Genomic DNA, 19123 nt, shown 5'->3' with positions numbered 1-19123 from the left:
GGACACGCGGTCGGGTCTGGGTGTGCCGCAGGCGAAGGTCGGTGCGGGTGGCGTGGTGACGCTGCCGGTGGCCGGTACCAACGGGATCCCGGCGACCGGTGTGACCGCCGTGGTCCTGAACGTGACGGCGACCAACCCGACGCAGCCGAGCTTCGTGTCGGTGTACCCCAGCGGTACGACGCGTACCAGTGCCTCGAACCTGAACTTCACCCCCGGCCAGACGATCCCGAACCTGGTGGTCGTCCCGGTGGTGGACGGGAAGGTCAGCTTCTTCAACAACCAGGGCACCGTGGATCTGATCGCGGACATCACCGGCTACTTCAGCAAGTAGCAGAGACGTTTCGGCGGGGCCCCCAGGACCTGGTCCTGGGGGCCCCGGACATTCCAGGGGCGGGACATGGGAACGAACAACGACGACCACAGACCAGCGGTCTCGGACGAGGAGTGGGCCCGGTTCATGGAGCAGGCCCAGGCGGGCACGGGCCAGGCCCCCCGGGAGCCGTCCGCCCGGGCGCGCATGGTCACCGCGCGGCTGCAGGGCGAGCCCGCCGAGCCGCCCGGCTGGCGCACCGGCCCGGCCTGGCAGGAGAGGGAACGGCAGGGGAGGGGCAAGCGCAGAATCAAGGCCGCCGGGGCGATCGTCTTCATCGCCGCCCTCGCACTGATCGCCATCCGCCCCGAGCTGGTCATCGACCGGGTCACCGGCAAGGCCGCACAGAACGGCAAGGCCGCCGAGCCGCTGCCCGGCGAGACCGCCCGGCCCAGCGCCCCGCCCTCCGCCCTGTACCCGGACCGGCCCACCCTCAAGGAGCCCTTCAAGGGGTCCCCGGCCCTGCAGTGGGCCGACGGGGCGGCCGGGATCGAGGTCCCGGTGGCGGAGGCCGTCGGCGGGATGAGCAAGGAGCAGGTGGCCGACGCGCTGGAGAAGGCCAAGCAGTTCCTGGTCGCGGCCAACCTGGACCCGGCGACCCTGCGCGGGGAGCGGCCCGCGGCGGCGCTGGCGCTCCTCGACCCGAAGCTCGAGGAGCAGCTGGGCCGCCTGGAGGGGTCGCTGACGGCTCCGACGAAGGAGAACGACCCGCTGCACCTGTTCAGCCGGGTCAAGCCGGCCGAGCTGAAGCCCGCAGGCGACGTGGTCAAGGTCCGCGGCCGGATGTGGGTGGAGCCCGGCAAGGAGGCCGGTCAGACCAACGTGCTGGCCGACTACACCTTCGTCTACCCGTTCGTGAAGGCGAAGCCGGGCGCCGAGCAGGTGGAGCGCACCGTCGTGCGGCGCGAGATCACCTTCTCGATCGCGGACCCGCGCAAGTGGCAGGCCACCGCGGGCAAGATCTGGCTCGAGAAGTTCAACGTCGACCTCGCCAACAGCGCCTGCAACGTCTACGACGGATTCCTGCACCCCGTCTTCGACGAGGACACGCCGACCGGGCCCGCGCCCTCCGGGACGCCCGTGGACCCGTACGACCGCAGCAACAGCATGGAGACCGGCGGCCAGGAGGGCTGCGGCACCGTCTCGCGTACCTGAGCGAGGGCCGCGGAAAGGTTTCCGAGGCCTGTGGACGGGCCCGGGCGGACCCCAAGGGGCGCCCGGGCAACCCCACTGCGCGGCGCAGTTTGACCGATCACCGTGGAGGGGTATTCTCTTCGGCCCGATTGGCGCAGTACGTGTCTTGTATGGCAGACTACTCAAGTTGCTCGGCTGAGTGCCGATGCTGCGCGCCTCCCGCCGGGAGGACCGGAAGCGAGTCCCACAGTACTCGTCGCCTTTATCTGCCTCTCGGGGCAGCAATGGGGCGGACGTACGGGAATCTTCTGGGAAGCGTCAGCACGGTGTCGGCCAGGCACTCGGTGGGTGTTTCTCCCCCGAACCGCGGTCTTGGGACCGCACCCCCTTGGACGAGGGAATTTCCGTATGGGAATTTTCTGTGGAGGGAGTGCGACACGCCCGACCGCGTGGGTCGGAGAGAAGCAGTGGAGAGATCCACAGCCGACCGAGCGCCAGAGCGTTTCCACAACAGACAGGACTACGGAGTAGCCATGGCGGGACAGAAGATCCGCATCCGGCTCAAGGCCTACGACCACGAGGTCATCGACTCCTCGGCGAAGAAGATCGTCGAGACGGTGACCCGCACTGGTGCGTCGGTCGCAGGCCCGGTGCCGCTGCCCACTGAGAAGAACGTGTACTGCGTCATCAAGTCGCCGCACAAGTACAAGGACTCGCGCGAGCACTTCGAGATGCGCACGCACAAGCGCCTGATCGACATCCTCGACCCGACGCCCAAGACCGTTGACTCGCTGATGCGCCTGGACCTTCCGGCCGGCGTTGACATCGAGATCAAGCTCTGAGAGGCGTCGAGAAGATGGCAAAGCAGATCAAGGGCGTCCTGGGCGAGAAGCTCGGCATGACCCAGGTCTGGGACGAGAACAACCGTGTCGTCCCGGTGACCGTGGTCAAGGCCGGACCCTGCGTCGTTACCCAGGTCCGTAAGAACGACATCGACGGCTACGAGTCGGTCCAGATCGCCTTCGGCGAGATCGACCCGCGCAAGGTGAACAAGCCCCTCAAGGGCCACTTCGCCAAGGCCGACGTGACCCCCCGCCGCCACCTGGTGGAGCTCCGCACCTCCGACGCCAGCGAGTACACGCTCGGCCAGGAGATCACCGCCGCTGTGTTCGAGTCGGGCGTCAAGGTTGACGTCACGGGCAACAGCAAGGGCAAGGGCTTCGCCGGTGTCATGAAGCGTCACAACTTCAAGGGCCTCGGCGCCGGTCACGGTGTCCAGCGCAAGCACCGCTCCCCCGGTTCGATCGGTGGCTGCGCCACCCCTGGGCGTGTCTTCAAGGGCATGCGCATGGCCGGTCGTATGGGCAACGAGCGCGTCACCACCCAGAACCTGACCATCCACGCGGTTGACGCGGAGAAGGGTCTGCTCCTCATCAAGGGCGCAGTCCCCGGTCCGAACGGCGGCCTCGTCCTGGTCCGTACCGCGGCCAAGGGGGCTTGAGGTAATGAGCACCATTGACATCCTTTCGCCGGCAGGCGACAAGGCCGGTACCGTCGAGCTCCCCGCGGAGATCTTCGACGCGAAGACCAGCGTTCCGCTGATCCACCAGGTCGTTGTCGCCCAGCTGGCTGCTGCCCGTCAGGGCACGCACAAGACCAAGCGTCGTGGCGAAGTCCGTGGTGGTGGCCGCAAGCCGTACCGCCAGAAGGGCACCGGCCGCGCTCGCCAGGGTTCCACCCGTGCTCCGCAGTTCGTCGGCGGTGGCGTCGTCCACGGCCCGCAGCCGCGTGACTACTCCCAGCGGACCCCGAAGAAGATGAAGGCCGCCGCCCTCCGCGGTGCCCTCTCGGACCGTGCGCGTCACTCCCGCATCCACGTCGTCACCGGCGTGGTCGAGGGTGCCGCCTCCACGAAGGCCGCCAAGACGCTGTTCGGCAAGATCTCGGAGCGCAAGAACCTGCTCCTGGTCGTCGAGCGCGCCGACGAGGCCGCGTGGCTGTCCGCCCGCAACCTGCCCCAGGTTCACATCCTGGAGCCGGGCCAGCTGAACACGTACGACGTGATCGTCTCTGACGACGTGGTCTTCACTCAGGCCGCTTTCGAGTCCTTCGTGTCTGGCCCCAAGGCCGATGAGACCGAAGGGAGCGACGCCTGATGTCTGAGGCGACCGTTACCAGCAAGACCTTCACTGACCCGCGCGACCTGCTGATCAAGCCGGTTGTCTCGGAGAAGAGCTACGCGCTGCTGGACGAGAACAAGTACACGTTCATCGTCGCGCCCGGCTCCAACAAGACCCAGATCAAGCAGGCCGTCGAGGCGGTCTTCGGGGTCAAGGTCACCGGGGTCAACACGATCAACCGTCAGGGTAAGCGCAAGCGCACCAAGACCGGTTTCGGCAAGCGCGCTGACACCAAGCGCGCCATCGTGACCCTCGCTGAGGGCGACCGAATCGACATCTTCGGCGGCCAGGCCTCCTAACGGAGGTCTAGTCGTCCGGAATCGGACGAGGACTGAGAAATGGGTATCCGCAAGTACAAGCCGACGACCCCGGGCCGTCGTGGCTCCAGCGTCGCCGACTTTGTCGAGATCACGCGGTCCACGCCGGAGAAGTCGCTGGTTCGCCCCCTGCACAGCAAGGGCGGCCGTAACAACACCGGTCGGATCACTGTTCGCCACCAGGGTGGTGGACACAAGCGCGCCTACCGCGTGATCGACTTCCGTCGTCACGACAAGGACGGCGTGCCGGCCAAGGTCGCGCACATCGAGTACGACCCCAACCGCACCGCGCGCATCGCGCTGCTGCACTACGCCGACGGCGAGAAGCGCTACATCATCGCGCCGAAGGCTCTGAAGCAGGGCGACCGGATTGAGAACGGCCCCACGGCCGACATCAAGCCCGGTAACAACCTGGCGCTTCGCAACATCCCGGTCGGTACCACGATCCACGCGATCGAGCTCCGTCCCGGTGGCGGCGCCAAGTTCGCCCGCTCCGCTGGTGCCTCCGTGCAGCTGCTGGCGAAGGAGGGCACCATGGCCCACCTCCGCATGCCGTCCGGCGAGATCCGTCTCGTCGACGCGCGCTGCCGCGCCACGATCGGCGAGGTCGGTAACGCCGAGCAGTCGAACATCAACTGGGGCAAGGCCGGCCGCATGCGCTGGAAGGGCGTTCGCCCGTCCGTCCGCGGTGTCGCGATGAACCCGGTTGACCACCCGCACGGTGGTGGTGAGGGCAAGACCAGTGGTGGTCGCCACCCGGTCTCCCCGTGGGGTCAGAAGGAGGGTCGTACTCGCTCGCCGAAGAAGGCTTCGAGCAAGTACATCGTCCGCCGCCGCAAGACGAACAAGAAGCGCTAGGAGCGGGTTTAGATGCCGCGCAGTCTCAAGAAGGGGCCCTTCGTCGACGACCACCTCGTAAAGAAGGTGGACGTCCAGAACGAAGCCGGCACCAAGAACGTCATCAAGACCTGGTCCCGTCGCTCGATGATCATCCCCAGCATGCTGGGTCACACCATCGCGGTGCACAACGGCAAGACCCACGTCCCGGTGTTCGTCACCGAGTCGATGGTCGGCCACAAGCTCGGCGAGTTCTCGCCGACTCGCACCTTCCGCGGCCACGTCAAGGACGACCGGAAGTCGAAGCGCCGCTAAAGGCGGGGTGGTTACGACTATGACTTACACCGAAGGGACAACCATGGAAGCCAGGGCCCAGGCGCGGTACATCCGCGTCACGCCCATGAAGGCCCGCCGAGTGGTGGACCTTATCCGTGGCATGGATGCCACGGAGGCTCAGGCGGTCCTGCGTTTCGCCCCGCAGGCCGCGAGCGTGCCGGTTGGCAAGGTGCTGGACAGCGCCATTGCCAACGCCGCACACAACTACAACCACCCGGACGCCTCCACGCTGGTCATCAGCGAGGCGTTCGTGGACGAGGGCCCGACCCTGAAGCGGTTCCGTCCGCGTGCGCAGGGCCGTGCCTACCGGATCCGCAAGCGGACCAGCCACATCACCGTGGTCGTCAGCAGCAAGGAAGGTTCCCGGTAATGGGCCAGAAGGTAAACCCGCACGGGTTCCGGCTCGGCATCACCACCGACTTCAAGTCGCGTTGGTACGCCGACAAGCTGTACAAGGACTACGTCAAGGAAGACGTCGCCATCCGTCGGATGATGACGTCCGGCATGGAGCGCGCCGGCATCTCGAAGGTTGAGATCGAGCGCACCCGTGACCGCGTGCGTGTGGACATCCACACCGCTCGTCCGGGCATCGTCATCGGCCGCCGTGGCGCCGAGGCCGACCGCATCCGCGGTGACCTCGAGAAGCTCACGGGCAAGCAGGTCCAGCTGAACATCCTCGAGGTCAAGAACCCCGAGCTCGATGCCCAGCTGGTTGCCCAGGCCGTTGCCGAGCAGCTCTCCTCCCGCGTCTCCTTCCGTCGCGCCATGCGTAAGAGCATGCAGGGCACGATGAAGGCCGGCGCCAAGGGCATCAAGATCCAGTGTGGCGGCCGTCTCGGCGGCGCCGAGATGTCCCGCTCCGAGTTCTACCGCGAGGGTCGTGTGCCGCTGCACACGCTGCGCGCGAACGTGGACTACGGCTTCTTCGAGGCCAAGACCACCTTCGGCCGTATCGGTGTGAAGGTCTGGATCTACAAGGGCGACGTCAAGAACATCGCCGAGGTTCGCGCCGAGAACGCTGCGGCCCGTGCGGGTAACCGCCCGGCCCGTGGTGCAGCAGGCGCTGGCGACCGTCCCGCCGGCCGTGGTGGCCGTGGTGGCGAGCGCGGCGGCCGTGGTGGCCGCAAGCCGCAGCAGGCTGCTGGTGCCGAGGCCCCCAAGGCCGACGCTCCCGCCGCCGCTCCGGCCGAGAGCACCGGAACGGAGGCCTGACCGACATGCTGATCCCTCGTAGGGTCAAGCACCGCAAGCAGCACCACCCGAAGCGCCGCGGTATGGCCAAGGGCGGTACTGAGGTCTCGTTCGGCGAGTACGGCATCCAGGCGCTGACCCCGGCGTACGTGACGAACCGCCAGATCGAGGCGGCTCGTATTGCGATGACCCGCCACATCAAGCGTGGCGGCAAGGTCTGGATCAACATCTACCCGGACCGTCCGCTGACGAAGAAGCCTGCCGAGACCCGCATGGGTTCCGGTAAGGGTTCTCCCGAGTGGTGGATCGCGAACGTGCACCCGGGCCGGGTCATGTTCGAGCTGTCCTACCCGAACGAGAAGATTGCTCGTGAGGCGCTCACCCGCGCTGCTCACAAGCTTCCGATGAAGTGCCGGATTGTTCGGCGCGAGGCAGGTGAGTCGTGATGGCGACGGGAACCAAGGCGTCCGAGCTGCGTGAGCTCGGCAACGAGGAGCTCGTTGGCAAGCTGCGCGAGGCCAAGGAGGAGCTGTTCAAGCTCCGCTTCCAGGCGGCCACGGGTCAGCTGGAGAACAACGGCCGGCTCAAGTCCGTCCGTAAGGACATCGCTCGCATCTACACCCTGATGCACGAGCGTGAGCTCGGTATCGAGACGGTGGAGAGCGCCTGATGAGCGAGAAGAACGTGACTGAGACGAACGAGCGCGGTTTCCGCAAGACCCGTGAGGGTCTCGTCGTCAGCGACAAGATGGACAAGACCGTCGTCGTCGCCGTCGAGGACCGCGTGAAGCACGCGCTGTACGGCAAGGTCATCCGCCGTACGAACAAGCTCAAGGCTCACGACGAGCAGAACGCTGCCGGCGTCGGCGACCGCGTCCTCATCATGGAGACGCGTCCGCTGTCGGCGAGCAAGCGCTGGCGCATCGTCGAGATCCTCGAGAAGGCCAAGTAATCACCTGAGGGGTTTCCCTCAGGTCAGTTCCGCCAGGCTCGGCGAGGGGTTCCGGTGACGGACCCCTCGCCGGGAACCGGCAGACAAATCAGGAGATACACGTGATCCAGCAGGAGTCGCGACTGCGTATCGCCGACAACACTGGTGCCAAGGAAATCCTTTGCATCCGTGTTCTCGGTGGTTCCGGTCGCCGCTACGCGGGCATCGGTGACGTCATCGTCGCCACCGTCAAGGACGCGATCCCCGGTGGCAACGTGAAGAAGGGTGACGTCGTCAAGGCGGTCATCGTTCGCACCGTCAAGGAACGCCGCCGCCAGGACGGCTCGTACATCCGCTTCGACGAGAACGCCGCTGTCATTCTCAAGAACGACGGCGACCCTCGTGGCACCCGTATCTTCGGCCCCGTGGGCCGTGAGCTGCGCGAGAAGAAGTTCATGAAGATCATCTCGCTCGCGCCGGAGGTGCTGTAAGCATGAAGATCAAGAAGGGCGACCTGGTTCAGGTCATCACCGGTAAGGACAAGGGCAAGCAGGGCAAGGTCATTCAGGCCATCCCTACTGAGAACCGTGTCCTCGTCGAGGGTGTCAACCGGGTCAAGAAGCACACCAAGGCCGGCCAGACCGCTGGTGGCTCGCAGACCGGTGGCATCGTGATCACCGAGGCGCCGATCCACGTCAGCAACGTTCAGCTGGTTGTGGAGAAGGACGGCCAGAAGGTCGTTACCCGCGTCGGTTTCCGCTTCGATGACGAGGGCAACAAGATCCGCGTTGCCAAGCGGACGGGTGAGGACATCTGATGGCTACCACTCCGCGTCTCAAGACGAAGTACCGCGAGGACATCGCGGGCAAGCTGCGTGAAGAGTTCTCGTACGAGAACGTCATGCAGATCCCCGGCCTCGTGAAGATCGTGGTCAACATGGGTGTGGGCGACGCCGCCCGCGACTCCAAGCTGATCGACGGCGCCATCCGCGACCTGACGACGATCACCGGTCAGAAGCCGGCCGTCACGAAGGCCCGCAAGTCCATCGCGCAGTTCAAGCTGCGTGAGGGTCAGCCGATCGGCTGCCACGTCACCCTCCGTGGTGACCGCATGTGGGAGTTCCTGGACCGTACGCTGTCGCTCGCGCTGCCGCGTATCCGTGACTTCCGTGGTCTGTCGCCGAAGCAGTTCGACGGCCGTGGCAACTACACCTTCGGTCTCACGGAGCAGGTCATGTTCCACGAGATCGACCAGGACAAGATCGACCGTACCCGGGGTATGGACATCACCGTGGTCACCACGGCGACCAACGACGCTGAGGGCCGCGCGCTCCTTCGTCACCTCGGCTTCCCCTTCAAGGAGGCGTAAGCGAGATGGCGAAGAAGGCTCTCATCGCGAAGGCTGCCCGCAAGCCCAAGTTCGGTGTGCGTGCGTACACCCGCTGCCAGCGCTGCGGTCGTCCCCACTCCGTGTACCGCAAGTTCGGCCTGTGCCGCGTCTGCCTTCGTGAGATGGCTCACCGTGGCGAGCTGCCGGGCGTGACCAAGAGCTCCTGGTAATTCCCTCCCGTCCGCAAGGACTTGGGAACTTCCAGGCACTCTCGGTAAGCATCTGGTCGGTGGGTGCCCTGCTCCGCATGCCGTAGGCTTGTGGGGTTGGGCGTCCGCCGTCCATAACGACTTACTACGCCGTAGGTCCCCGCACCGCACCCGTCCCGCCACTGAGTGGGGAGAGGGATGGCGCATACAGGAAACCCCGGCGAGAGAGGCCGAAGGCCACTTCATGACCATGACTGACCCGATCGCAGACATGCTGACCCGTCTGCGTAACGCTAACTCGGCGTACCACGACACCGTCGTGATGCCGCACAGCAAGATCAAGTCGCACATCGCAGAGATCCTCAAGCAGGAGGGTTTCATCACCGGCTGGAAGGTCGAGGACGCCGAGGTCGGCAAGAACCTCGTCCTCGAGCTGAAGTTCGGGCCGAACCGTGAGCGCTCCATCGCGGGCATCAAGCGGATCTCGAAGCCCGGTCTGCGCGTGTACGCGAAGTCCACCAACCTGCCGAAGGTGCTCGGCGGCCTGGGCGTGGCGATCATCTCCACGTCCCACGGTCTCCTCACCGGCCAGCAGGCAGGCAAGAAGGGCGTAGGTGGGGAAGTCCTCGCCTACGTCTGGTAGTCGGGAACGGAGGAAAAGCAATGTCGCGAATCGGCAAGCTCCCCATCCAGGTTCCCGCCGGTGTGGACGTCACCATCGATGGCCGCACGGTTGCAGTGAAGGGCCCCAAGGGTCTCCTTTCGCACACCGTCGCCGCGCCGATCGAGATCGTCAAGGGTGAGGACGGCGTTCTGAACGTCACCCGCCCCAACGACGAGCGTCAGAACAAGGCCCTGCACGGCCTGTCCCGCACGCTGGTGGCGAACATGATCACCGGCGTGACCGCGGGATACGTCAAGGCTCTCGAGATCAGCGGTGTCGGTTACCGCGTCGCCGCGAAGGGCTCCTCCCTGGAGTTCCAGCTTGGTTACAGCCACCCGATCCTGATCGAGGCGCCCGAGGGCATCTCCTTCAAGGTCGAGTCGCCCACCAAGTTCACGGTCGAGGGCATCGACAAGCAGAAGGTCGGCGAGGTCGCCGCCAACATCCGCAAGCTGCGGAAGCCCGACCCGTACAAGGCCAAGGGTGTCAAGTACGCCGGCGAAGTCATCCGCCGCAAGGTCGGAAAGGCTGGTAAGTAGCCATGGCATACGGTGTGAAGATCGCCAAGGGCGACGCGTACAAGCGCGCTGCCAAGGCTCGCCGCCACATCCGCATTCGCAAGAACGTGTCGGGTACGGCGGAGCGTCCGCGCCTCGTCGTGACGCGTTCCAACCGCAACATCGTTGCTCAGGTCATCGACGACCTCCAGGGTCACACCCTGGCGTCCGCGTCGACCCTGGACACCTCGATCCGCGGTGGCGAAGGCGACAAGAGCGCCCAGGCCCAGGCCGTCGGCGCGCTCGTGGCCGAGCGTGCGAAGGCTGCCGGCGTCGAGACCGTTGTCTTTGACCGCGGTGGCAACCGATACGCCGGGCGCATTGCCGCTCTGGCTGACGCCGCCCGCGAAGCCGGGCTGAAGTTCTAAGCCCCGGTTCCGGGACTCACGGACGTAACAGAGAGAGGTAATCCAATGGCTGGACCCCAGCGCCGCGGAAGCGGTGCCGGTGGCGGCGAGCGGCGGGACCGGAAGGGTCGCGACGGTGGCCCTGCCGCCGAGAAGACCGCTTACGTTGAGCGCGTTGTCGCGATCAACCGCGTCGCCAAGGTTGTCAAGGGTGGTCGCCGCTTCAGCTTCACCGCGCTGGTCGTGGTGGGCGACGGTGACGGCACTGTAGGTGTCGGTTACGGCAAGGCCAAGGAAGTTCCCGCGGCCATCGCCAAGGGCGTCGAGGAAGCCAAGAAGAGCTTCTTCAAGGTTCCGCGTATCCAGGGCACCATTCCTCACCCGATCACGGGCGAGCGTGCTGCGGGCGTCGTGCTGCTGAAGCCGGCTTCCCCCGGTACCGGCGTTATCGCCGGTGGCCCGGTGCGCGCCGTTCTGGAGTGCGCCGGCGTTCACGACATCCTGTCGAAGTCGCTCGGCTCTTCCAACGCGATCAACATCGTGCACGCGACCGTGGCGGCCCTCAAGGGCCTGCAGCGTCCCGAGGAGATCGCGGCTCGCCGTGGTCTGCCCCTCGAGGACGTCGCCCCCGCGGCTCTCCTTCGTGCACGTGCCGGGGCGGGTGCGTAATGGCTCGCCTCAAGATCACGCAGACGAAGTCGTACATCGGCAGCAAGCAGAACCACCGCGACACGCTGCGTTCGCTCGGGCTCAAGCGCCTGAACGACGTCGTCGTCAAGGAGGACCGCCCCGAGTTCCGCGGAATGGTGCAGACCGTCCGCCACCTCGTGACGGTTGAGGAGGTTGACTAATCATGGCTGAGAACAGCCCGCTGAAGGCCCACAACCTCCGTCCCGCCCCCGGTGCCAAGACCGCGAAGACCCGTGTCGGTCGTGGTGAGGCGTCGAAGGGTAAGACGGCCGGTCGTGGTACGAAGGGCCAGAAGGCCCGCTACCAGATCCCGCAGCGCTTCGAGGGTGGGCAGATGCCCCTCCACATGCGCCTGCCGAAGCTCAAGGGCTTCAAGAACCCGTTCCGCACCGAGTTCCAGGTCGTGAACCTGGACAAGCTCGGCGCTCTCTACCCCGAGGGTGGAGAGGTCACGGTGGCCGACCTGGTCGCCAAGGGCGCGGTTCGCAAGAACAGCCTCGTCAAGGTCCTGGGCCAGGGCGAGATCTCCGTGGCGCTGACGGTTTCGGTTGACGCCGTTTCCGCCTCCGCCAAGGAGAAGATTGCCGCTGCCGGCGGCACCGTCACCGAGCTCGTCTAAGACGAACTCTTGTGACAAATAGATAGAAACCCGACCGGGGATGCCTCACATATGGGGCATCCCCGGTTGGTCGTTCCACGGGGGGCGCAGTCGCCGGTAAGGTGGCCTGCACCTTTGCTTGTACGTATTCACCGATCCCTCAGACCGTCACCTCTGACGCAGTAGCGCGGGGGTCGCAGGAGGCACCGTGCTCACCGCGTTCGCCCGGGCGTTCAAGACGCCCGACCTGCGCAAGAAGCTGCTCTTCACGCTCGGCATCATCGTGCTGTTCCGGCTCGGGTCCCACATCCCGGTACCCGGCGTGAGCTACAAGAACGTTCAGATCTGTGTCGACCAGGCCGGGAGCAGCAACAGCCTCTTCGGTCTCGTCAACATGTTCAGCGGCGGTGCGCTGCTGCAGATCACGATCTTCGCGCTCGGCATCATGCCGTACATCACGGCGAGCATCATCCTGCAGCTGCTGACCGTGGTCATCCCGAAGCTGGAGAACCTCAAAAAAGAGGGACAGTCCGGCACGGCGAAGATCACTCAGTACACGCGCTATTTGACGGTCGCCCTCGCGATCCTGCAGGGCACCGGCCTGGTCGCCACCGCCCGCACGGGTGCCCTTTTCGGGACCTGCCCGGTCGCCCGCGAGATCGTCCCGGACCGGTCGATCTTCACCACGATCGTCATGGTGGTCACCATGACCGCCGGCACCTGCGTCGTCATGTGGCTCGGTGAGCTCGTGACCGACCGCGGCATCGGCAACGGCATGTCGATCCTGATGTTCATCTCCATCGCCGCCGGCTTCATCGGCGCCCTGTGGCAGATCAAGCTCCAGGGCAAGATCGCCGACGGCTGGGTCGAGTTCGGCGTGGTCATCCTCGTCGGCCTGGCCATGGTCGCCCTGGTGGTCTTCGTCGAGCAGGCGCAGCGACGGATTCCGGTCCAGTACGCGAAGCGCATGATCGGCCGCCGTGCGTACGGGGGCACCTCGACGTACATCCCGCTCAAGGTGAACCAGGCCGGTGTCATCCCGGTCATCTTCGCCTCGTCGCTGCTGTACATCCCGGCGCTGATCGTGCAGTTCAGCGGTTCGACCGCCGGCTGGGCCACCTGGATCCAGAAGCACTTCGTCAAGGGCGACCACCCGTACTACATCGCCGCCTACTTCCTCCTGATCGTCTTCTTCGCGTTCTTCTACGTGGCGATTTCGTTCAACCCCGAGGAAGTTGCAGACAACATGAAGAAGTATGGTGGGTTCATCCCGGGTATCCGTGCCGGTCGACCCACCGCCGAGTACCTGAGCTACGTGCTCAACCGGATCACCTGGCCGGGGTCGCTGTACCTGGGTCTCATCGCTCTTGTGCCGACGATGGCGTTGGCCGGCTTCGGAGCGAACCAGAACTTCCCGTTCGGCGGGACGAGCATCCTCATCATCGTGGGTGTGGGTCTGGAAACCGTGAAGCAGATCGAGAGCCAGCTCCAGCAGCGCAATTACGAAGGGTTCCTCCGCTGATGCGAATCGTCCTCGTCGGACCGCCCGGTGCGGGCAAGGGAACGCAGGCCGCGTTCCTTGCGAAGAACCTGTCGATCCCGCACATCTCCACGGGCGACCTCTTCCGTGCCAACATCAGCCGGAACACCGAGCTGGGCCAGCGTGCGAAGGCGTTCATGGACGCCGGTGATCTCGTCCCCGACGAGATCACGATCGGCATGGCCAAGGACCGGATGGAGCAGCCGGACGCCGTGAACGGCTTCCTGCTGGACGGCTTCCCGCGCAACGTCTCGCAGGCCGAGGCGCTGGACGAGATGCTGCAGACGGCGAGCATGAAGCTCGACGCCGTCCTCGACCTCGAGGTCGAGGAGGACGAGGTGGTCAAGCGCATCGCCGGACGCCGGATCTGCCGCAACGACTCTGCGCACGTCTTCCACGTCGTGTACGCGGCGCCGAAGACCGAGGGCGTCTGCGACGCCTGCGGTGGCGAGCTGTACCAGCGCGACGACGACTCCGAGGCCACGGTCCGCAACCGGCTCGAGGTCTACCACACGCAGACCGAGCCGATCATCGACTACTACAAGGCCCAGGGCCTGCTGGTGACCATCCCGGCCCTCGGTGAGGTCGCGGACGTCACGCAGCGCGCGATGGACGCCCTCAAGAAGTAGTACCCCTGTCTCGTGCAGTACGGCCGCGGTGTCCCCAGGACCCCGCGGCCGTACTGTTGAGACGACCTGAACACGCAGATCCGAAGGTGGAAGGCACTTCCCATGGTCCAGATCAAGACCCCCGAGCAGATCGCGAAAATGCGCGAGGCGGGGCTGGTCGTCGCCGCGATCCACGCGGCGACCCGTGAGGCGGCCGTGCCGGGCGCCACGACGCGGGATCTGGACATGGTGGCCCGCAAGGTCATCGCGGATGCCGGGGCCAAGTCGAACTTCCTCGGCTACGGCGGCTTCCCCGCGACGATCTGCACCTCGGTGAACGAGGTCGTCGTCCACGGCATCCCGGACGACAAGACGGTCCTCAAGGACGGCGACATCATCTCGATCGACGCCGGCGCGATCGTCGACGGCTGGCACGGCGACGCCGCGTACACGGCCTTCGTGGGCACCGGTCACGCTCCGGAGCTCGTCGAGCTCTCCCGGGTGACCGAGGAGTCCATGTGGGCCGGTATCGCCGCCATGAAGCTCGGCAACCGCCTCGTGGACATCTCCAAGGCGATCGAGACGTACATCAAGCGGCAGCCCCGCCCCAGCACCGGCGAGCACAGCCTCGGCAAGTTCGGGATCATCGAGGACTACGGCGGCCACGGCATCGGGTCCGAGATGCACATGGACCCCCACCTGCTGAACTACGTCTCGCGCAAGCGGGGCAAGGGCATCAAGCTGGTCCCGGGCCTCTGCCTGGCGATCGAGCCGATGGTCTCCCTGGGCACGCCCCAGACGGAGGTCCTGGCGGACGACTGGACGGTCATCACGACGGACGGCACCTGGTCCTCGCACTGGGAGCACTCCATCGCCCTGACGGAGGCCGGGCCCATCGTTCTGACCAGCCCGGACTGCGGCAAGGCGAAGCTGGCGGAGTACGGCGTGACCACGGCGCCCGACCCTCTCGGTTAATGATCTACGCTGTGGGGCAAACTTTCCGGATTCGTCTTTCTGGGTGCCCTGACGTAGACTGACTCGTCGGCTCCTTTGCACCCGCATGTCTTCATGTGAAGCAGGGAGCTGATCAAGGTAGCCGATTCGAAGGGCGAAGCGTGGCCAAGAAGCAAGGTGCCATCGAAATCGAGGGCACCGTGATCGAGTCCCTCCCGAACGCGATGTTCAAGGTGGAACTGCAGAACGGTCACAAGGTCCTCGCGCACATCAGCGGCAAGATGCGTATGCACTACATCCGCATCCTCCCGGATGACCGGGTCGTTGTGGAGCTGTCTCCGTACGACCTGACGCGTGGCCGGATCGTCTACCGATACAAGTAGATCTTGTCCTCACTCCTGCCTGGGCGTCTTGTCCCGGTGCGGGTGGTGGCACTGACCCGGAGAACCTCACCAACATGAAGGTCAAGCCGAGCGTCAAGAAGATCTGCGACAAGTGCAAGGTGATCCGCCGTCACGGCCGGGTCATGGTCATCTGCGACAACCTGCGCCACAAGCAGCGCCAGGGCTGACGCACGCCGACCGACCTGCACTACGCAGTTCTTCGCGCGACGTAAGAAAACGTACATACGCAGAACCCGCCCAGCCCTGAGAAGGGCCGGCGGCACCTCCGGCGGGGGCCGGGGACCCGGGCGTACCATCACCCACTTCGGGGTGGTCGGCGGTCGGGGTCGGTTCTGCTGAAGACCCCCGAACACACAGGAGCCATTGAATGGCACGCGTTTCCGGTGTTGACATCCCGCGCGAAAAGCGTGTGGAGATCGCACTTACCTACGTCTTCGGTGTCGGTCGCACCCGGTCCAAGGAAATCCTTGCGGCCACCGGTGTGAACCCGAACACCCGCGTTCGTGACCTGGCCGAAGAGGACCTGGTCAAGATCCGCGAGTACGTGGACGCCAACCTCCGTACCGAGGGTGACCTCCGCCGCGAGATTCAGGGCGACATCCGCCGCAAGATCGAGATCCAGTGCTACCAGGGCATCCGCCACCGTCGTGGCCTGCCGGTGCACGGTCAGCGCACCAGCACGAACGCGCGTACCCGCAAGGGCCCGCGTCGCGCGATCGCCGGTAAGAAGAAGCCGGGCAAGAAGTAGTCCTGTTCAGCGGTCTTGCGCTGTAGGACCGACCACCTCCCGTAGGAGATTTAGATGCCCCCCAAGGGTCGTCAGGGCGCTGCCAAGAAGGTGCGCCGCAAGGAAAAGAAGAACGTCGCTCACGGGCACGCCCACATCAAGAGCACGTTCAACAACACCATCGTTTCGATCACCGACCCCTCGGGCAACGTGATCTCCTGGGCCTCCGCCGGCCACGTCGGCTTCAAGGGCTCGCGCAAGTCCACCCCCTTCGCCGCGCAGATGGCCGCCGAGTCGGCCGCCCGTCGCGCGCAGGAGCACGGCATGCGCAAGGTCGACGTCTTCGTCAAGGGTCCCGGCTCCGGCCGCGAGACCGCGATCCGCTCCCTCCAGGCCACCGGCCTCGAGGTCGGCTCGATCCAGGACGTCACCCCCACCCCGCACAACGGCTGCCGCCCGCCGAAGCGCCGCCGCGTCTGACGCAGCGACGCCTGTGCGTCTTTGAGTGTTCGGGCGGTACGAACCCCTTCGGGGGGACGTACCGCCCGTACCCTTGCTGTACCTGGCTTTACCCGTCGGGCGTCAAATAGTGGGCGTCCACGACTGAAGGAACACAGACATGCTTATCGCTCAGCGTCCTTCGCTGACCGAAGAGGTCGTCGACGAGTACCGCTCGCGGTTCGTGATCGAGCCGCTCGAGCCGGGCTTCGGCTACACCCTCGGCAACTCGCTGCGCCGCACGCTCCTGTCCTCGATCCCGGGTGCCGCTGTCACCAGCATCCGCGTGGACGGCGTCCTGCACGAGTTCACCACCGTGCCCGGTGTCAAGGAAGACGTCACCGACATCATCCTCAACATCAAGCAGCTGGTCGTCTCCTCGGAGCACGACGAGCCGGTCGTGATGTACCTGCGCAAGCAGGGTCCCGGCCTGGTCACCGCTGCCGACATCGCGCCCCCGGCCGGTGTCGAGGTGCACAACCCGGACCTGGTCCTCGCCACGCTCAACGGCAAGGGCAAGCTGGAGATGGAGCTGACCGTCGAGCGCGGTCGCGGCTACGTCTCCGCCGTCCAGAACAAGCAGCTGGGCCAGGAGATCGGTCGTATCCCGATCGACTCCATCTACAGCCCGGTCCTCAAGGTCACCTACAAGGTCGAGGCGACCCGAGTCGAGCAGCGCACCGACTTCGACAAGCTGATCGTCGACGTCGAGACCAAGCAGGCCATGCGCCCGCGTGACGCCATGGCGTCCGCCGGCAAGACCCTGGTCGAGCTGTTCGGTCTGGCCCGCGAGCTCAACATCGACGCCGAGGGCATCGACATGGGCCCGTCCCCGACGGACGCCGCCCTGGCCGCCGACCTGGCGCTGCCGATCGAGGAGCTCGAGCTCACCGTTCGGTCGTACAACTGCCTCAAGCGCGAGGGCATCCACTCCGTGGGTGAGCTCGTCGCCCGCTCCGAGGCCGACCTGCTCGACATCCGCAACTTCGGTGCGAAGTCGATCGACGAGGTCAAGGCGAAGCTGGCCGGCATGGGCCTGGCCCTCAAGGACAGCCCGCCCGGATTCGACCCGACCGCCGCTGCCGACGCCTTCGGCGCCGACGACGACGCGGACGCCGGTTTCGTCGAGACCGAGCAGTACTAAGAAAAGACTTTCCCGGGGCAGCCGCCCCGGGGGAACTGACACCGGTACCTGACACGGCCGGTGCAGATATGAAGGAGTAACACCATGCCGCGTCCCGCAAAGGGTGCCCGTCTGGGCGGCTCCGCCGCGCACGAGAAGCACCTTCTCGCGAACCTCGCGAAGGCGCTCTTCGAGCACGGCCGCATCACCACCACCGAGGCCAAGGCCCGTCGCCTGCGTCCCTACGCCGAGCGTCTGGTCACCAAGGCCAAGAAGGGCGACATCCACAACCGTCGCCTGGTGCTGCAGACGATCACGGACAAGAGCATCGTGCACACGCTGTTCACCGAGATCGCCCCGCGCTACGAGAACCGCCCCGGTGGTTACACGCGCATCACCAAGATCGGCAACCGTCGTGGCGACAACGCCCCGATGGCCGTGATCGAGCTGGTCGAGGCCCTTACGGTCGCCCAGCAGGCCACCGGTGAGGCCGAGGCCGCCACCAAGCGTGCGGTCAAGGAGGCGGAGGCTGTCGAGACCCCCGCCGAGGAGACCAAGGAGGCCTGATCCCTCGGGATCACGCTTGCTTGATCGGCTCTGAACGGGCCCGCCCCTTCCCGGGGCGGGCCCGTTCTGTGTTTCTTGACGTTCTGGAGCTTCTGAGAGGATCTGTCACGTGAGTGACGAGGTGGAGCCCGGGCACGTCCGGGTGCGGCTGGACCTGTCGTACGACGGCAAGGACTTCTCCGGCTGGGCGAAGCAGCGCGTGCTGCGGACGGTGCAGGGCGAGCTGGAGTCGGCCCTGCAGACCGTGATGCGGTTGCCGGACCCGGTCGAGCTGACCGTGGCCGGGCGGACCGACGCCGGCGTGCACGCGCGCGGGCAGGTCGCCCAGTTCGACCTGGCCGAGGAGGTGTGGGCCGAGCACCACGACAAGCTGCTGCGCCGCCTCGCGGGGCGGCTGCCGCACGACGTACGGGTATGGAAGGCCGCCGAGGCCCCGGAGGGCTTCAACGCCCGGTTCTCCGCCATCTGGCGCCGCTACGCCTACCGCGTCGGCGACCACCAGGGCGGCGTCGACCCGCTGCGCCGCGGGCACGTTCTGTGGCACCAGTGGCCCCTGGACGTGGACGCCATGAACGAGGCCGCCGCCCCGCTGCTCGGCGAGCACGACTTCGCCGCGTACTGCAAGAAGCGCGAGGGCGCCACGACCATCCGCACCCTCCAGCAGCTCAGCTGGGAGCGCGCCGAGGACGGGATCATCACGGCGACCGTCCGCGCCGACGCCTTCTGCCACAACATGGTCCGCTCGCTGGTCGGCGCACTCCTTCACGTCGGGGACGGGCACCGGCCGACCGACTGGCCCGGGAAGGTCCTGCGGGCCGCTGTACGGGACTCCTCGGTGCACGTCGTGAAGCCGCACGGGCTCACCCTGGAGGAGGTCGGCTACCCGGCGGACGAGCTGCTGGCCGCCCGTAGCAAGGAAGCGCGCAACATGCGCACCCTCCCGGGCACAGGCTGCTGCTGATCCGCCGGTGACCGTTGTCCAATCCGTTTGGGCGGATCGGCGCCGGGCCTGG

At 66.2% G+C, this 19123-nt stretch carries 32 protein-coding genes and 1 pseudogene; all 33 read left to right on the top strand.

Translation table 11 applies throughout. The features are described from left to right. Nucleotides 1-331: pseudogene (locus tag AB0M76_RS15990) on the top strand (hypothetical protein); the annotation flags it as partial. A gap of 66 nt (nt 332-397) precedes the next feature. Then, nucleotides 398-1525 carry a hypothetical protein gene (locus tag AB0M76_RS15985; protein WP_365953406.1) on the top strand — a complete coding sequence of 376 codons (1128 nt, stop codon included), beginning with the start codon at nt 398-400 and terminating at the stop codon, nt 1523-1525. A gap of 512 nt (nt 1526-2037) precedes the next feature. Next, nucleotides 2038-2346: a 30S ribosomal protein S10 gene (gene rpsJ, locus AB0M76_RS15980; RefSeq protein ID WP_003948644.1), complete on the top strand. Its 309-nt coding sequence runs from the start codon at nt 2038-2040 to the stop codon at nt 2344-2346. Between the two features lie 14 nt (nt 2347-2360). Beyond that, on the top strand, nt 2361-3005 hold the full coding sequence (gene rplC / locus AB0M76_RS15975) for a 50S ribosomal protein L3 (protein ID WP_215015311.1): 645 nt from the start codon (nt 2361-2363) through the stop codon (nt 3003-3005). 4 nt (nt 3006-3009) lie between these two features. Next, complete coding sequence (rplD, locus tag AB0M76_RS15970; protein WP_030008466.1) at nt 3010-3660, top strand: 50S ribosomal protein L4; 651 nt, start codon at nt 3010-3012, stop codon at nt 3658-3660. Beyond that, entirely contained in the window at nt 3660-3983 is a 324-nt protein-coding gene (gene rplW / locus AB0M76_RS15965) for a 50S ribosomal protein L23 (RefSeq protein WP_030154694.1), read from the top strand. Before rplD ends, rplW begins: the two co-directional genes overlap by 1 nt. Before the next feature lie 39 nt (nt 3984-4022). Beyond that, a complete protein-coding gene (gene rplB, locus AB0M76_RS15960; protein ID WP_266664742.1) occupies nt 4023-4859 on the top strand; it encodes a 50S ribosomal protein L2 in 837 nt (278 codons plus the stop codon). Nucleotides 4860-4871: 12 nt separating this feature from the next. Next, nucleotides 4872-5153, top strand: a complete 282-nt coding sequence (gene rpsS / locus AB0M76_RS15955) for a 30S ribosomal protein S19 (protein ID WP_008739713.1) — start codon at nt 4872-4874, stop codon at nt 5151-5153. 43 nt (nt 5154-5196) lie between these two features. Then, a complete protein-coding gene (rplV, locus tag AB0M76_RS15950; protein ID WP_037792011.1) occupies nt 5197-5544 on the top strand; it encodes a 50S ribosomal protein L22 in 348 nt (115 codons plus the stop codon). Further along, entirely contained in the window at nt 5544-6386 is an 843-nt protein-coding gene (gene rpsC, locus AB0M76_RS15945) for a 30S ribosomal protein S3 (protein WP_266626437.1), read from the top strand. Before rplV ends, rpsC begins: the two co-directional genes overlap by 1 nt. Before the next feature lie 5 nt (nt 6387-6391). Then, entirely contained in the window at nt 6392-6811 is a 420-nt protein-coding gene (rplP, locus tag AB0M76_RS15940; RefSeq protein WP_030026326.1) for a 50S ribosomal protein L16, read from the top strand. Beyond that, nucleotides 6811-7035, top strand: a complete 225-nt coding sequence (rpmC, locus tag AB0M76_RS15935) for a 50S ribosomal protein L29 (protein WP_008739703.1) — start codon at nt 6811-6813, stop codon at nt 7033-7035. Before rplP ends, rpmC begins: the two co-directional genes overlap by 1 nt. Next, nucleotides 7035-7316 carry a 30S ribosomal protein S17 gene (gene rpsQ / locus AB0M76_RS15930; protein WP_030026328.1) on the top strand — a complete coding sequence of 94 codons (282 nt, stop codon included), beginning with the start codon at nt 7035-7037 and terminating at the stop codon, nt 7314-7316. The genes rpmC and rpsQ overlap by 1 nt, the downstream gene beginning before the upstream one ends. A gap of 101 nt (nt 7317-7417) precedes the next feature. Then, nucleotides 7418-7786 (top strand): 50S ribosomal protein L14, encoded by a 369-nt coding sequence (gene rplN, locus AB0M76_RS15925; RefSeq protein ID WP_008739701.1) that lies wholly within the window; start codon nt 7418-7420, stop codon nt 7784-7786. A gap of 2 nt (nt 7787-7788) precedes the next feature. Then, entirely contained in the window at nt 7789-8112 is a 324-nt protein-coding gene (rplX, locus tag AB0M76_RS15920) for a 50S ribosomal protein L24 (protein WP_266626434.1), read from the top strand. Beyond that, nucleotides 8112-8663 (top strand): 50S ribosomal protein L5, encoded by a 552-nt coding sequence (rplE, locus tag AB0M76_RS15915; protein WP_030154702.1) that lies wholly within the window; start codon nt 8112-8114, stop codon nt 8661-8663. The genes rplX and rplE overlap by 1 nt, the downstream gene beginning before the upstream one ends. A gap of 5 nt (nt 8664-8668) precedes the next feature. Continuing rightward, on the top strand, nt 8669-8854 hold the full coding sequence (locus tag AB0M76_RS15910) for a type Z 30S ribosomal protein S14 (RefSeq protein ID WP_003956452.1): 186 nt from the start codon (nt 8669-8671) through the stop codon (nt 8852-8854). A 223-nt stretch (nt 8855-9077) separates the two neighbouring features. Then, entirely contained in the window at nt 9078-9476 is a 399-nt protein-coding gene (gene rpsH / locus AB0M76_RS15905; protein ID WP_007265911.1) for a 30S ribosomal protein S8, read from the top strand. Between the two features lie 20 nt (nt 9477-9496). Beyond that, a complete protein-coding gene (gene rplF, locus AB0M76_RS15900; RefSeq protein ID WP_328620547.1) occupies nt 9497-10036 on the top strand; it encodes a 50S ribosomal protein L6 in 540 nt (179 codons plus the stop codon). A 2-nt stretch (nt 10037-10038) separates the two neighbouring features. Next, a complete protein-coding gene (gene rplR / locus AB0M76_RS15895) occupies nt 10039-10422 on the top strand; it encodes a 50S ribosomal protein L18 (protein ID WP_008739696.1) in 384 nt (127 codons plus the stop codon). Nucleotides 10423-10467: 45 nt separating this feature from the next. Further along, a complete protein-coding gene (rpsE, locus tag AB0M76_RS15890; RefSeq protein WP_073912880.1) occupies nt 10468-11070 on the top strand; it encodes a 30S ribosomal protein S5 in 603 nt (200 codons plus the stop codon). Beyond that, on the top strand, nt 11070-11252 hold the full coding sequence (rpmD, locus tag AB0M76_RS15885; protein WP_053682614.1) for a 50S ribosomal protein L30: 183 nt from the start codon (nt 11070-11072) through the stop codon (nt 11250-11252). The genes rpsE and rpmD overlap by 1 nt, the downstream gene beginning before the upstream one ends. A gap of 2 nt (nt 11253-11254) precedes the next feature. Beyond that, entirely contained in the window at nt 11255-11710 is a 456-nt protein-coding gene (gene rplO, locus AB0M76_RS15880) for a 50S ribosomal protein L15 (protein WP_030154704.1), read from the top strand. Between the two features lie 187 nt (nt 11711-11897). Then, a complete protein-coding gene (gene secY / locus AB0M76_RS15875) occupies nt 11898-13211 on the top strand; it encodes a preprotein translocase subunit SecY (protein ID WP_365953405.1) in 1314 nt (437 codons plus the stop codon). Then, nucleotides 13211-13858, top strand: coding sequence for an adenylate kinase (locus AB0M76_RS15870; RefSeq protein WP_365953404.1), 648 nt, complete (start codon nt 13211-13213; stop codon nt 13856-13858). Before secY ends, AB0M76_RS15870 begins: the two co-directional genes overlap by 1 nt. Before the next feature lie 102 nt (nt 13859-13960). Then, entirely contained in the window at nt 13961-14812 is an 852-nt protein-coding gene (gene map / locus AB0M76_RS15865) for a type I methionyl aminopeptidase (protein ID WP_365953403.1), read from the top strand. Nucleotides 14813-14952: 140 nt separating this feature from the next. Then, nucleotides 14953-15174: a translation initiation factor IF-1 gene (gene infA, locus AB0M76_RS15860; RefSeq protein ID WP_003956442.1), complete on the top strand. Its 222-nt coding sequence runs from the start codon at nt 14953-14955 to the stop codon at nt 15172-15174. Nucleotides 15175-15248: 74 nt separating this feature from the next. Further along, nucleotides 15249-15362 (top strand): 50S ribosomal protein L36, encoded by a 114-nt coding sequence (rpmJ, locus tag AB0M76_RS15855; RefSeq protein WP_003956441.1) that lies wholly within the window; start codon nt 15249-15251, stop codon nt 15360-15362. Nucleotides 15363-15562: 200 nt separating this feature from the next. Further along, a complete protein-coding gene (rpsM, locus tag AB0M76_RS15850; RefSeq protein ID WP_069921529.1) occupies nt 15563-15943 on the top strand; it encodes a 30S ribosomal protein S13 in 381 nt (126 codons plus the stop codon). A 54-nt stretch (nt 15944-15997) separates the two neighbouring features. After that, entirely contained in the window at nt 15998-16402 is a 405-nt protein-coding gene (rpsK, locus tag AB0M76_RS15845; protein WP_003956432.1) for a 30S ribosomal protein S11, read from the top strand. A 139-nt stretch (nt 16403-16541) separates the two neighbouring features. Continuing rightward, nucleotides 16542-17564 carry a DNA-directed RNA polymerase subunit alpha gene (locus AB0M76_RS15840; protein WP_008739666.1) on the top strand — a complete coding sequence of 341 codons (1023 nt, stop codon included), beginning with the start codon at nt 16542-16544 and terminating at the stop codon, nt 17562-17564. 84 nt (nt 17565-17648) lie between these two features. Continuing rightward, nucleotides 17649-18110, top strand: a complete 462-nt coding sequence (gene rplQ, locus AB0M76_RS15835; RefSeq protein WP_030154710.1) for a 50S ribosomal protein L17 — start codon at nt 17649-17651, stop codon at nt 18108-18110. A gap of 109 nt (nt 18111-18219) precedes the next feature. Further along, nucleotides 18220-19071: a tRNA pseudouridine(38-40) synthase TruA gene (gene truA, locus AB0M76_RS15830; RefSeq protein ID WP_365953402.1), complete on the top strand. Its 852-nt coding sequence runs from the start codon at nt 18220-18222 to the stop codon at nt 19069-19071. Nucleotides 19072-19123: the final 52 nt, after the last annotated feature.

Origin of the sequence: Streptomyces sp. NPDC051364 (assembly GCF_040682115.1) — a bacterium.
GTDB lineage: Bacteria > Actinomycetota > Actinomycetes > Streptomycetales > Streptomycetaceae > Streptomyces.
Note: the sequence above shows the minus strand (reverse complement) of the source record. Positions and strands in the feature narration are given on the sequence as shown.